Source organism: Devosia polycyclovorans (assembly GCF_042181575.1).
Lineage (GTDB): Bacteria > Pseudomonadota > Alphaproteobacteria > Rhizobiales > Devosiaceae > Devosia > Devosia polycyclovorans.
The window spans coordinates 1517243-1530265 of the sequence record NZ_CP170082.1; the positions used below are offsets into that span (position 1 = coordinate 1517243).

At 59.3% G+C, this 13023-nt stretch carries 13 protein-coding genes; 9 read left to right on the forward strand and 4 right to left on the reverse strand.

The genetic code is table 11. From position 1 onward, the window contains the following. Positions 1 to 98 precede the first annotated feature (98 nt). The gene (gene sseA, locus ACE4RL_RS07625) at positions 99 to 932 is read right to left on the reverse strand and encodes a 3-mercaptopyruvate sulfurtransferase (protein WP_375599900.1); all 834 of its coding nucleotides are present in this window, start codon (positions 930 to 932) and stop codon (positions 99 to 101) included. A gap of 135 nt (positions 933 to 1067) precedes the next feature. Next, positions 1068 to 2087 carry a substrate-binding domain-containing protein gene (locus ACE4RL_RS07630; RefSeq protein ID WP_375599901.1) on the reverse strand — a complete coding sequence of 340 codons (1020 nt, stop codon included), beginning with the start codon at positions 2085 to 2087 and terminating at the stop codon, positions 1068 to 1070. Between the two features lie 487 nt (positions 2088 to 2574). Between ACE4RL_RS07630 and ACE4RL_RS07635 the strand changes: the two genes are divergently transcribed. The 6 genes from ACE4RL_RS07635 (at position 2575) to ACE4RL_RS07660 (ending at position 8910) form a co-directional block, all read left to right on the forward strand. Continuing rightward, on the forward strand, positions 2575 to 3843 hold the full coding sequence (locus ACE4RL_RS07635) for an ABC transporter substrate-binding protein (RefSeq protein ID WP_375599902.1): 1269 nt from the start codon (positions 2575 to 2577) through the stop codon (positions 3841 to 3843). 87 nt (positions 3844 to 3930) lie between these two features. Then, the gene (locus ACE4RL_RS07640; RefSeq protein WP_375599903.1) at positions 3931 to 4911 is read left to right on the forward strand and encodes a carbohydrate ABC transporter permease; all 981 of its coding nucleotides are present in this window, start codon (positions 3931 to 3933) and stop codon (positions 4909 to 4911) included. Further along, positions 4911 to 5756, forward strand: coding sequence for a carbohydrate ABC transporter permease (locus ACE4RL_RS07645; protein ID WP_375599904.1), 846 nt, complete (start codon positions 4911 to 4913; stop codon positions 5754 to 5756). The genes ACE4RL_RS07640 and ACE4RL_RS07645 overlap by 1 nt, the downstream gene beginning before the upstream one ends. Before the next feature lie 14 nt (positions 5757 to 5770). Then, positions 5771 to 6775 (forward strand): ABC transporter ATP-binding protein, encoded by a 1005-nt coding sequence (locus tag ACE4RL_RS07650; RefSeq protein WP_375599905.1) that lies wholly within the window; start codon positions 5771 to 5773, stop codon positions 6773 to 6775. Positions 6776 to 6948: 173 nt separating this feature from the next. Continuing rightward, positions 6949 to 7737 (forward strand): ThuA domain-containing protein, encoded by a 789-nt coding sequence (locus ACE4RL_RS07655; protein WP_375599906.1) that lies wholly within the window; start codon positions 6949 to 6951, stop codon positions 7735 to 7737. A gap of 129 nt (positions 7738 to 7866) precedes the next feature. Then, the gene (locus ACE4RL_RS07660) at positions 7867 to 8910 is read left to right on the forward strand and encodes a Gfo/Idh/MocA family protein (RefSeq protein WP_375599907.1); all 1044 of its coding nucleotides are present in this window, start codon (positions 7867 to 7869) and stop codon (positions 8908 to 8910) included. A gap of 60 nt (positions 8911 to 8970) precedes the next feature. Here ACE4RL_RS07660 and ACE4RL_RS07665 read toward each other — a convergent pair whose 3' ends face one another. Beyond that, a complete protein-coding gene (locus ACE4RL_RS07665; RefSeq protein WP_375599908.1) occupies positions 8971 to 9555 on the reverse strand; it encodes a hypothetical protein in 585 nt (194 codons plus the stop codon). A gap of 166 nt (positions 9556 to 9721) precedes the next feature. Here ACE4RL_RS07665 and ACE4RL_RS07670 point away from each other — a divergent pair, with 166 nt between their 5' ends. Beyond that, positions 9722 to 9973: a GlsB/YeaQ/YmgE family stress response membrane protein gene (locus ACE4RL_RS07670; protein ID WP_375599909.1), complete on the forward strand. Its 252-nt coding sequence runs from the start codon at positions 9722 to 9724 to the stop codon at positions 9971 to 9973. A 62-nt stretch (positions 9974 to 10035) separates the two neighbouring features. Here the strand turns inward: ACE4RL_RS07670 and ACE4RL_RS07675 are convergent, their stop codons facing one another. Continuing rightward, entirely contained in the window at positions 10036 to 11655 is a 1620-nt protein-coding gene (locus ACE4RL_RS07675; RefSeq protein ID WP_375599910.1) for a bifunctional metallophosphatase/5'-nucleotidase, read from the reverse strand. A gap of 246 nt (positions 11656 to 11901) precedes the next feature. Between ACE4RL_RS07675 and ACE4RL_RS07680 the strand changes: the two genes are divergently transcribed. Further along, on the forward strand, positions 11902 to 12363 hold the full coding sequence (locus ACE4RL_RS07680; protein WP_375599911.1) for a GtrA family protein: 462 nt from the start codon (positions 11902 to 11904) through the stop codon (positions 12361 to 12363). Then, entirely contained in the window at positions 12360 to 12995 is a 636-nt protein-coding gene (locus tag ACE4RL_RS07685; protein ID WP_375599912.1) for a class I SAM-dependent methyltransferase, read from the forward strand. The genes ACE4RL_RS07680 and ACE4RL_RS07685 overlap by 4 nt, the downstream gene beginning before the upstream one ends. Positions 12996 to 13023: the final 28 nt, after the last annotated feature.

Here is a 13023-nt window from a genome sequence, read left to right on the forward strand (position 1 = left end):
CGAATTTGCCAATGAGTGGCAGCGCTATGCGGAGAAGGCCGCCCCGGCAGGTTCCGTGCTGGATGATGCAGCGCAGGTCGCCTATGCCTGAAAGCGGGTCAGCTCTCCACTTCGGCATCGTCCCGAGCGCCCCATTCGGCCCAGGAGCCGTCATAGACGGCGACATGCTCGGCCCCTGCCTGCTCGAGGGCCAGAGCGAGCGTCACGGCGGTAATGCCGGAGCCACAGGAGGTGATGATGGGTTTGTCCAGGTCTACGCCGCGTTCGGCAAAGATCGTTCGCAGAGTCTCCGGCGATTTCAGACGGCCGTTTTCTGTAAGAAGGCTCACCGGCACGTTGGTGCTATCGGGAATATGGCCGGCCTTGAGCCCCTTGCGTGGTTCGGGCACTTCGCCATGAAAGCGTGGTGCCGGTCGCGCATCCAGAACCTGCGCGGCATGGCTGCGCAGATTGGCCGATACGGTCTCGAAACCGACTGCTGCGTCGGCGTTGAAATTCGCGTCAAAGCGCCGCTTCTCCCGATGCACTAAGCCCGTTTCAGTGCCGCGTTTTTCGGAACGCCATTTCGGGCCGCCCCCTTCAAGCATGAACACCTTGTCCGCGCCGAAACTGCGGAAGGTCCACCAGACCCGCGGCGCGCTGAACAGGCCGACCTCGTCATAAACGACGATGGTCATGTCCTGGCTGATGCCCAGGGCGCCAACGGCGCGGGCGAAATCGGCCGGGCTTGGGAGCATGTGGGGCAAGGCGCTATCGGTATCAGCGATGCCATCGATGTCGAAAAAGACCGCGCCTGGAATGTGGCCGGCCAGATACTCAGCCTGGGCGTTGCGCGCCGCGTTGGGCAGGTGCCAACTCGCATCGACAACGACGACCTCCGGATCTTTCAGGTGCTGGGCCAGCCAGTCGGTGGTGACGAAAGGAGACGTCATTCAAAACTCCGTGCCGCGTGCTGCTGCTAGTGGTAACGCTGCGCGTTGCTGCGCTTCAAGCGACAATCTTGCGATGGGGTATAGTGCAGTGGGTCAATGCGGCAGAATCAAGAGGACGTTTGTGCCCTTTGACCGTCAGCTCTTTGGCGCAGGTCCCGAGCTTTCGCGCAACACCAGTTCCACCGGCCAGAGCTCATGTACGTCGGCCAGCGGTTTGCCGGCGAGGATCTGCATGATCAACTCAGCAATACGGGTGCCGGCCTGACGGATCGAGGACCGCGTGGTCGACATGGTGGGGTACATGTTGTCGGCGTTGAGATAGGGGAAGACGTCGTCATGCGCGATCATTGAGACGTCGGAACCCAATTCCAAGCCTGCCTGGCGAATGGCGCGGAAGACGCCCAGCGCCGTCATCATCGAGCCGGCCAGAAAAGCGGTCGGGCGGGGGCGCTGTTCAAGCATGGCCTGGGCCATGCGGAAGGCGATTTCGTCGGTAAAGACCGAATTGCCCACAAGTGCTGGATCGACTGTCAGGCCGCGGGCGGTCAATGCAGCGCGGTAGCCGATTTCACGGTGCTGGGCAAAGGTGCGGCCCTTGACCCCATTGAGCAGGGCGATGCGCCGGTGGCCGAGATCGAGCAGATGGCTGGTGGCCCGTTCGAGCGCGCTTGTGTTGTCGATGTCGAGCCAGGCGACGGGATGTCCAATGTTGGTGCGGCCGTGCAGCACGAATGGGATTTTGAGGTCCATCAGCAATTCAGCCCGCTCGTCGCTGATGGTGGGAGAATGCAGGATCACCGCATCCACCTTCTGGCTGGCGGCCAAACGGCGATAGGCGGCGAGTTCCTCTTGATGGCTGGCAACGGTGGAGACCAGCATGTCGATTTCCTGGCTGGCCATATAGCTGCCGACACCGGAAAGAAACTCGGACATATGCGGGCCCAGCTCGTCGGCGCCCCGCAGCACAAGTCCGATCGCTCCGGCGCGACCCGTAGCCAGCCGCAGGGCACTGGCATTGGGGCGGTAACCGAGCAGATTGGCGGCCTCGGCCACACGGCGGCGGGTGGCCTCGTTGACTTCAGGATAGCCGTTGAGCGCACGGCTGACCGTGGTTTGCGACAGGCCGAGATGCTCGGCGAGGTCTTTCAGTCTCATTGCGGCGTTACGGCCCATAGGTTTTGAGCGCCGGTCGCTTGCTCGCATTGCTGCGAAGAATCCGGCTGCTGCAGCCCTTAGGGCAGGCGCGTTCCTTTGAACAGGAAACTTTGCCATTCTCCTCCCAAAGCTATTCAAAGCGATTTCAAATTTTGAAGCAACCCCTCCGAAATCGTTACAGTCGACTGAGGTGCGTACATCACAGATTTTCAGTGGCATTTTTTGCTATTCTGAGGGCGTGGAGTTATAAGTGATTGAATAATCGTGCACTTTTCCAGTCTCGACGCGAAAGTTTTGAAAATCGACACGGGCGGCGCTTGACAGTTTTTCGGCGCTCTGTTTCCTTAACTCCCAAAGCGCTTTCAAACTGAACAGCAAGAAATGGTTCGGCGAAGTGCTTTTGAGGGGGAGGAGTTTTGGTCTCACGCTTGGCGTGGAGTCCAATCAATGCGCCTCCTTCGCCACAATTTTTTCGGGAGGATTTCCAATGAAGATGAAGTTGTTGCTCGCCGGCTTGCTGACGAGCGTGACCTTGGTCGGTGGGGCTGCTCAGGCGGCCGAGCTGTCCATCGTCTCCGGCGACACAGGTAGCGGGCTGGCATTCTTGCGTAGCCAGCTTGATCGTTTCGAGGCGGAGACCGGTCACACAGTTACCGTTGTGCCCATGCCCTCTTCGACTACCGACCAATTCGGCCAGTATCGTCTCTGGCTCGCTGCGGGCAATTCAGACATCGACGTATATCAGACCGACGTGATCTGGGCGCCCCAACTCGCCGACCAGTTTCTGGATCTGAGCGAAGCTGCGGCCGATGTTGCCGGCAACCACTTCCCCTCGATCATCGAGTCGCAGACGGTAGATGGCAAGCTGGTTGCGCTTCCCGCCTTTACCGATGCTCCAGCGCTTTATTACCGGACGGACCTGCTTGAGAAACATGGCAAGTCGGTCCCGAAGACCTGGGCCGAGCTTGAAACGACTGCCATGGAGATCATGGAAGCCGAACGTGCAGAGGGCAATTCGGAGATCTGGGGCTTTGTGTTCCAAGGCAACGCCTATGAGGGCCTGACATGCGACGCCCTGGAATGGGTCATGTCCAATGGCGGCGGCCAGATCGTCGAACCTGATGGGACCATTTCGATCAACAACGACCAAGCCGCGGCTGCGATTGATCGTGCCGCTGGCTGGGTCGGAACCATCGCGCCTGAAGGCGTGCTGGCCTATATGGAAGAAGAAAGCCGCGGTGTGTGGCAGCTTGGCAATGCCGTGTTCATGCGCAACTGGCCATACGCCTATGCACTGGGCAATGGCGATGACTCGGCAGTAAAGGGCAAATTCGATGTCGCTCCGCTGCCTGCCGGTGACGGCGAGGGTGCCCGCTCCGCTGCTACCCTGGGTGGATGGAACGTCGCAGTGTCGAAATACTCGCCCGATCCGGAGGCTGCTATCGAGCTGGCCAAGTTCCTGGCTTCGGAAGAAGTCCAGAAGGAACGCGCGATCCAGCAGTCGAACCTGCCGACCATCCCGTCGCTCTACGAAGACGCGGATGTGCTCGAAGCGTCGCCATTCATGGAAAACTGGAAGGCAATCTTCGAACAGGCCGTGCCACGTCCGTCCGCTCCGACCAAGACCGACTATAACGAGGTTTCCTCGCTATTCTGGAGCGCCGTGCATGACACGCTTTCCGGCAACGGCTCTGCCGCAGAAAACCTCGAAATTCTTGAGGCCGATCTGCAAGACCTGAAGGGCGACGCCTGGTAGTCCTCCCGGCGGCCTGAGCAGGGCGGATGGTTGGGTTTCCCGGCCGTCCGCCCAGCACTTTTAAATCAATTGTGGGAGGAGACGAGTATGGCGACTGACGCCATGGCGCCTGCAACGACGGTGGCTACCCCGAAAAGTAGATCGGAACTCTCACAGCAACGTGCGCGTGCGGCGCGCTGGTTTCTGGTCCCGATGTTGATCGCGCTGTCGATCGTTGCCGGGTGGCCGCTGCTACGCTCGATCTGGTTCTCCTTCACGGACGCTACACTGAACGACCTTTACGGCGCCGAGTGGATCGGCATCGGCAATTATTTGCGCTGGCAGGTGCTGGAAAGCGGCACGGTACGCTATCGCGGTGTGCTGGCCGATCCGGACTGGTGGAATGCGGTTTGGAATACCGTGCGGTTCGCATTCTGGTCGGTGCTTTGGGAAACTGTGCTGGGCATGATCGTGGCGCTGGTGCTCAATGCCGAGTTCCGTGGCCGCGGCATCGTTCGCGCCGCCATCCTGATCCCTTGGGCCATTCCGACCATTGTTTCTGCCCGCATGTGGGGATGGATGCTCAATGACCAGTTCGGCATCATCAACGATCTGGGTATGAAACTGGGTTTGCTCTCCGCTCCGGTGGCGTGGACGGCCTCGGCAGATACCGCCATGACGGCGGTGCTGATCGTTGATATCTGGAAGACCACGCCGTTCATGGCGCTGCTGATCCTGGCCGGTTTGCAGATGATCCCCAAGGACATCTACGAGGCGGCGAACATCGATGGGGTACATCCGGTCAAGCAGTTCTTCAAAATCACCTTGCCACTGGTGCGGCCGGCGCTGATGGTGGCGATCATTTTCCGCGTGCTTGACGCATTGCGCATTTTCGACCTGATCTATGTGCTGACGCCCAATTCGCGCTCGACCAAGACCATGTCGGTGCTGGCGCAGGAAAATCTGTTCCAGTTCAACAATTTCGCTGAAGGATCGACCCAGTCGACGCTGTTGTTCCTGATCATTGCCATCTTCACCATCCTCTACATCTGGATAGGCAGAGTGAACTTCGAGGGGGGAGACCGCTGATGCCTGCGACCTTCGATTACTGGAAGCTGACCAAGACAGCACTCTTTTATGCACTCGTCGTGGTCATCGTGGTGATTTCGGTCTTCCCGTTCTACTACGCAATCCTGACCAGCCTGAAGTCGGGTACCGATCTGTTCCGCGTCACCTACTGGCCGACCTCGATCAGCTTCGACAATTTCCGGCAGGTGTTCTCTCAGGGCGCGTTCCCGCGCAATCTGCTGAACTCGGTCTTTGTCGCGTCTCTTACGGTGATCCTGGCCCTGTTCCTGGCGGTCACGGCGTCATTCGCCCTGAGCCGGGTGAGATTCCGGGGACGCAGCCTGTTGCTGATGACCATTCTGGCCGTGTCCATGTTTCCGCAGATTGCGGTGCTGGCGGGTCTTTTCGAGGTGATCCGTTTCCTGGGCATCTACAACACCCCTTGGGCCTTGATCTTCGCCTACACAATCTTCACCCTGCCGTTCACGGTCTGGGTGCTAACCACCTTCATGCGCGACCTGCCGATCGAAATCGAAGAAGCAGCCATTGTCGATGGCGCATCGCCCTGGGTCATCATCACGCAGGTGTTCATGCCGCTGATGTGGCCAGCATTGGTCACCACGGGCCTGTTGGCGTTTATTGCAGCGTGGAACGAGTTCCTATTCGCGCTGACCTTCACGGTCTCCAACGAAACCCGCACAGTGCCTGTGGCTATCGCACTGCTTTCGGGCGGCTCTCAGTATGAAATCCCATGGGGCATCATCATGGCAGCATCCGTCGTTGTGACCGTTCCGCTGGTCGCTCTGGTTCTGGTGTTCCAGCGCAAGATCGTTTCCGGTCTCACGGCCGGCGGCGTCAAAGGATAAGGAGAAGCCAAAAAATGGCATCAATCGAACTTCGTAACATTCGTAAGTCCTTTGGCGCGGTTAACGTCATCAAGGGCGTTGACCTGACGGTCCGCAAGGGCGAGTTCATGGTCTTTGTCGGCCCCTCGGGTTGCGGCAAATCCACCTTGTTGCGCTTGATCTCGGGCCTTGAGGACATCACTTCTGGCGAAATGCTGTTCGACGGCAAGGTGGTCAATGCCCTGACGCCGTCCAAGCGCGGCATCGCCATGGTGTTTCAGTCCTATGCGCTCTACCCGCACATGACTGTCTATGAAAACATGGCGTTCGGTCTCAAGCTAGAGAAGGGCCACAGCAAGGACGCTATCCGCGAACGCGTGGAAAAAGCGGCCGATATGCTGCAAATCCGGCAATATCTGGATCGTCTTCCCAAGCAGCTTTCCGGTGGGCAACGCCAGCGCGTGGCCATTGGCCGGGCCATTACCCGGGATCCGAAAGTGTTCCTGTTCGACGAGCCGCTATCGAACCTGGATGCGGCCTTGCGCGTTGCGACCCGTATCGAGATCGCCAAGCTTCATGAGGGCATGCACGATGTCACCATGATCTATGTGACGCATGATCAGGTTGAGGCGATGACCCTGGCCGACCGGATCTGTGTGCTGCGCGATGGGTTGGTCGAGCAGGTGGGTACGCCCATGGAGCTTTATGAAAAGCCCGACAGCATTTTTGTTGCGGGGTTTATCGGTTCACCCAAGATGAACTTTCTGACCGGAGAAAAAGCTGCGGCTTTCCAGTGTGCAACTTTGGGCATCCGTGGCGAGCACATGTTGGTCAAGCCCGATGGCATCTGGGAAGGCGAAGTGATCCATACCGAAAATCTCGGCGCGGACACCTATATCTATCTCGAAATGGGCCAGGAGGAGCCGATCGTGGTTCGTCTCGAAGGGGCCATGAAGCATCCGAGCGGGTCGAAGCTGCGGGTGTCCCCGATGGAAGATCGCCTGCATCGCTTCGATGAGGCGGGAAAGCCCATTCGTTAGGACCCGAATTCAATATGGCACGGCCAAATTGCTGTCGCCATTTTCCGAGACCGTGTCCCTCCTGGCGGGAACCTCAGTTGAGCAAACGGGGGTTCCCGATTTTGCGGGAATGACGCAGAAACCACTAAACACCCGGCGTCTGACGGCCGGGATATTGATATTAGGAGACAGTCATGCCGATCCGTACCTTGGTTTGGGGCGAGAACGTTCACGAGCAGAAGAACAAGGTTGTCGCCGAAAACTATCCCAATGGCATGCACAACCAGATTGCTTCGCTGCTGCGCCAGGATTCCAATCTTGAGGTTAAGACCACTACCCTGCAAGAACCCGAGCATGGTTGCTCCGAGGAGGCTTTGGCCAACACTGATGTGTTGCTTTGGTGGGGCCATGCGGCCCACGACAAAGTCGATGACGCAGTGGTCAAACGTGTCATGGAGCATGTCTGGCAGGGCATGGGGCTGATCGTGCTGCATTCTGGCCACCACTCCAAGGTGTTCAAGGGATTGATGGGATCACCCGCCAATCTGCATTGGCGCGAAGCTGGCGAACGCGAACGTCTCTGGGTGGTCAATCCCGGTCATCCGATCGCCAAGGGTCTGCCAGCCTATTTCGAGCTGGAATATGAGGAAATGTATGGCGAGCCCTTTACCGTGCCGGAGCCGTTGGAGACTGTGTTCGTCTCCTGGTTCCAGGGTGGTGAGGTGTTCCGGTCTGGCCTGACCTATCGGCGTGGTGCGGGCAATATCTTCTATTTCCGTCCCGGCCATGAGACCTACCCGACCTATCATGACGCCAATGTCGGCCAGGTACTGCGCAATGCGGTCAACTGGGCCTATCAGGGTGATCGGCACGCGCATCTGATGAAGGCGCCGAATACGCCGGTAGCCGAAGCCATCGAAAAGATCGAAGAGCGGGGCGCCAAGCTCAGCGCCGCAGATCATGCCGGTGAAGTGAAGAGCTGACCGAACTGCGACGGTTTTCACCTTGTGGAAGCGGTCGTTCCAGCCAATGGGCATCCCCGCGTTGGACGGGGGTGACCCGGTCAAAGACAACACATGAACGGCTGTCGGTGACGGCCAAGGATTTAAAATATGCGTATCCTCATCCTGGGTACTGGCGGCATGGCCAATACGCACGCCAAGAATTTTGCCGGCATTGAAGGTGTGACTCTGGCTGGCGGCGTCGACGTCGATCCCTCCCGGGTCGAGGCGTTCTGTTCTGCGCACAATATCGAACGGGGCTTCGGTTCGCTCGATGCGGCGCTGGCCTGGGGCGAGTTCGATGCTGTGGCCAATGTGACGCCGGACAGCGTCCATTACCCAACGACCATGGCGGCGCTGGCTGCTGGAAAGCATGTGTTCTGCGAAAAACCGCTGGCGACCGATCATGCGCGCGCCATGGAAATGACCGAGGCCGCGGAGCGGCTGGGCCTGGTCAACATGGTCAACCTGACTTACCGCAATGTCTCCCAGTTGCAGAAGGCGCGTGAGATCGTGCAGTCCGGGCAGGTCGGCACGGTCAAGCATTTCGAGGCGAGCTATCTGCAGAGCTGGCTGGTGTCTCGGGCATGGGGTGATTGGCGCACGGAGAGCCAGTGGCTATGGCGCCTGAGCAAGAAGCACGGCTCTAACGGCGTTCTCGGCGATATCGGCGTGCACATCTTGGATTTTGCCGCCTATGGCGCGGGCAGCGATTTCTCAAAGGTTTTCTGCCGGCTGGAAACCTTCGACAAGGCCCCCGGCAACAAAATCGGCGAATATGATCTGGATGCCAATGACAGCTTCGCCATGACGGCGCAGCTCGAAAACGGGGCCCTGGGTGTTGTGCATGCCTCGCGCTGGGCAACCGGACACTTCAACGAATTGCGATTGCGTGTTTACGGCGAGCTTGGCTCAGTGGAAGTGCAGCACCGGCACGACTGGTCTAAGCTATTTACCTGTCTTGGGACGGATGCCGAGACCGGAACATGGACTGAGGTCGAAGTCGACGCCGTGCCGACCAACTACGAGCGTTTCGTCGACGCCTGCCGCAAGGGCGAGAATATGGAACCCAGCTTCCGGCATGCGACCAACATCCAGAAGGTGCTTGATCTGGCAGCCGTCACCGAGCGGGAGCGGGCCGAGCATATGGTGTAAAGACAAAGAGAGCGGGCCCCGCAGTTTGCGGGGCCCGTTACAAAAGGATTGACGAGGCGGTTAGCCGCGGTCATCCACATAGACGACAACGGAGCCGTCTGCCTTGGTCTTGATGCTGATCACATCCTCTACGGCGTGACCTTCGGCCTCAAGCTTGGCTGTGATTGCTGTGTTCTGTTCGATCCGCTCATGCAGGCCCGCCTGGGCGTCGGCATTGGCAGTCAGTTCAGCGTCAAGAGCCGCGCTCTCGTTTGCCGCTTCGCCCTGGAGTGACGAGAGCAACACGATGGTCACCTTGGATTCGTCGGTGATGCTGGACAGGTCCAGTTCGGCGGAGCCCTTCAGGGACGCCATCACAGAGCCGTAGGTGTTGTCGGCCATATCGCTGGCGTTCGCGCTTGCGCCTGCGCCAACTCCGGCATTCGCCTTGTTATTGGCATTTGCCTTGGTGTTGGCATTCGCATTGGTATTGGCACCGGCATCTGCACCTGCACCTGCACCAACGCTGGTGTCGGCGCCAGCGTCGAGGCTCGGGGTGTCAACAGAAACGCCCGCGCCTGCATCGACGCCAACCTTGGCGTCCTGAGCGACAGCGGTGGAAGCCAGAAGTGCGGTAATTGCTGTAGCGATAATCGTCTTCTTCATCGTTTTTACTCCGTTTGTGGGATGTGCCCCCCACTTGGACAGCCTGACAACGAGACGGATCGCGCTAGGTTGCAGACAATGCGATCACATTGAGCAATCAAATTTCTCCAGTATGTTGCAACCGGTTGGGCCAATACCAATTTCTCCTGCAACAAAGGAGCGTCACATGGAAATTCTCTGGGCCGTTGTGGTGGGTTTCTTCGCCGGCTTGATCGCGAAATGGATTACGCCGGGAGATCGCAAGCCATCCGGTTTCATCCTGACAACGGTGCTGGGCATTGTGGGCTCGGTGCTCGCCACCTGGTTGGGACAGCAGATCGGCTGGTACGGCCCGGGGGATGGCGCGAACTTTATCGGTGCCATTGTGGGCGCCGTCATTATCCTTTTGGCCTGGGGACAACTGGCGCGGCGCGCCTGAACGCAGATCAATAAAAAAGGGCGCCGAAGGGCGCCCTTTCTCAATTTGTCGGAAGACCCGTCTTATTCAACGACCGTGATGCGGCCGTCGGTATAGGGCGTGTATTCGCCACCCAGTTCCGCGATGTAATCAGCCACCACCTGCTCGAGGGGCGGGCCGAAATCGTACGGGTTGTCGCCTTCGGCAAAGGTGCCATAGCCGTCGCCGCCGCCGCGCATATAATTGTTGGTGACGATGGTGTAGGTGGCTTCCTCGTCGATCGGCATCCACTCGTCGCCCTCGCCCTCGCCCTCGCCCTTGACCATGACGTCACTGATGCGTTCACCGGCGGGTTTGGCAAGGGTGTAGGAGTATTTCAAACCAGCAACCTGCGGGAAGCGGCCAGCGCCGTTCTCGATGTCGGACACGCCGTTTTCCAGAGCGTCTATGATGTCGGCACCGGAAAGGTCGACAGTGGCCAGGGTGTTGGAGAAGGGCAGGACAGTCAGCACTTCACCCATGGTGATTTCGCCGGCGTCGATCGAGGCACGCAGACCACCGCCATTCTGGATGGCAATGGTGGCGCCGGAAGAGGAGGCTGCGTCAAGGATGGCGTCGGCAACCAGATTGCCCATCGAGCACTCGACGACGCGGCAGACCTCACGCGAGCCTTCAATGGCTTCCGTGGCTGTGCCAATCACCTGTTCCATCAGTGCGTTGATCGGTTCCTGGAGCTCGGCAAGCCGGGCGACATAGCCCTCGTCCGGTGTGACGGACGCATCCATGATGATTGGTGCACCTTCAGCCGAAATCACGTTGCCCTCGTCGTCCCAGGTGACGACAAGATCGCCGAGATACTTGGCATAGGCACCCGCGGTCACGACCGGCACTTCGTTGCCGCCGGGGCCGTTCACCATGGTGGGATAGGGGCCCACGGCTTTTTCGTCCGTATTCGACAGCAGCGAATGAGAGTGGCCACCCACGACCACGTCCACATTGGGAACGTTGGCCGCAACCTGCAGGTCCTGCGCATATCCGATATGGGTCAGCGCGATGATCTTGTTCACACCCGCTGAAGTCAGGGCTTCGGCCTGGGTGGTGAGACTGGTGATGGTATCCTCGAACTCGACATTGTCGCCGGGCGAGGAGGTTTCGTCGGTGTCTTCGGCCAACGCGGAAACAAAGCCGATCTTTTCGCCGCCGATTTCGAGAACCACAGTGCCGGGGATGCGGCCGGCCAGCACAGGCTCGTTCTCGACATTGGTATTGCCCGAAATGACCGGGAAGTTCACCGCGTCGAGCAGCTTGGCCAGTTCCTCGGGGCCATCGTCGAATTCGTGGTTGCCCACGGCCATGACTTCAATACCCAGATCGTTGGTGAATTCGGCAATGATCTCACTGCGGTACTGGGTGTAGAACAGCGAGCCCTGGAACTGGTCCCCGGCATCGACCAGAACGACGTTTTCGCCCTCGAGCTCAGCGCGCTTGGCGTCGATGGCAGTCTTGAGGCGCGCGATACCGCCAAAGCATTCGCCAGCGGCATCGTCTTCGGCATTGCAGTTGGAATCGCTGCCGGTGATCGGGCCAAAGCGGGCGTGGAAGTCGTTGATGTGCAGAATGTTCAGCGTGAACTCGGCTTGGGCGGCCGTCGAAAAGCCTGCGCAGAGCGTGAGCGCCGTTGCGCCCAGAAGCAGTTTCTTCATCCCTGATGTCCCTTATTGCTTATTGCGGTCGACATAGCAGCTACCGGATCGGCCCGACGCCTGAAGGGCCGCCAGCAGTGTCATAAAACAACTAATCAGGTAATTGTGACAGTGGAAAGTGGACCTTTTGGTCAAATTTCAGGTCTCGCGGAAACGAGGGCGGGGACGGACCGACGTAAATATGATTGCAACGGTTTGCACGTAGTGCTTGTCGACTAGTTGGTCGCGTCTTTCGGAATCTTCCCCATGAGTATCGCCCTTGAAAGCTTGATGCGTGCACAGCCGGACGAGGCGCGGATGCGCTCAAATGGTGGTGGCGTTCTCATGTTCATCGCGATTGGCGCGCTGGCCGCATTGGGATTTGTGGTGCTGAGCACGGCGCTGATCTGGGCCTTGCCAATGGTCGACAGCTGGCTGATCAGTACATTGTGCTATGCCGCGTTCATTGTGCCAGTCTACCTGTTGCATCGGCGCTTCACCTTTGCGTCGGACCTCGATCATTTGCAGGCTCTGCCGCGCTATGCCGTGGTGCAGGTCATGGCGTTGGCGCTTGCGACAGCGTTCAGTTTTCTGCTGCACGGCACGCTATCTCTGCCCAGCCTGGCCGCCGCCATATTGGTCATCACACTGACCTCGGGCGTGAACTATCTCGTCCTGCGCAGCTGGGCCTTTGGCCGCAGCGCGCGTGTGGAGACCGTGCCGGCATGAGCGCTTCGCAAGAGGGCAAGCGCCTGCTCAATGCGGTGCATGGGGCGCTGATTTTCGGCCGGCGCGTCGGGGCTTTGGCAGATGCTTTGGCGGCCGCCATTCCGCATGGCGCGACACGTGTGCTCGATCTGGGCTGCGGCGACGGCCAGGTGGCCAAGGCCCTGATGCAGCGGCGGCCCGAGCTCAATATCGAGGGTGTCGACGTCTTTGTCCGACCCAAGACGCACATTCCCGTCACGCGCTATGACGGTGAGACGCTACCTTTTGCGGACGACCTGTTCGATTGCGTCACCATCGTGGATGTGCTGCACCACACTGACGAACCCGCCAAAGTGCTCACCGAGGCGGCCCGCGTGGCCAGGGGCTCTGTCGTCGTCAAGGACCATCTGCGCGAGGGGTTCGCGGCGGGTCCAACCCTGCGGCTGATGGATTGGGTGGGCAATCGCGGTCACGATGTGCGCCTTCCCTATAATTATCTGGACGCCAAAGAATGGGCGAATGCCTTTGCCCAGGCGGGCCTCGCCGAGGTCTCAAGGCGCGAGAAACTGGGGCTTTATGCAGTTCCGCTCAATCTGTTCTTCGAGCGCCGGCTGCATTTTGTCAGCCGGCTTGCGCACATCAATCGCGTCTAACGGGCTTTCAATACCGGCCCAGTCGGGT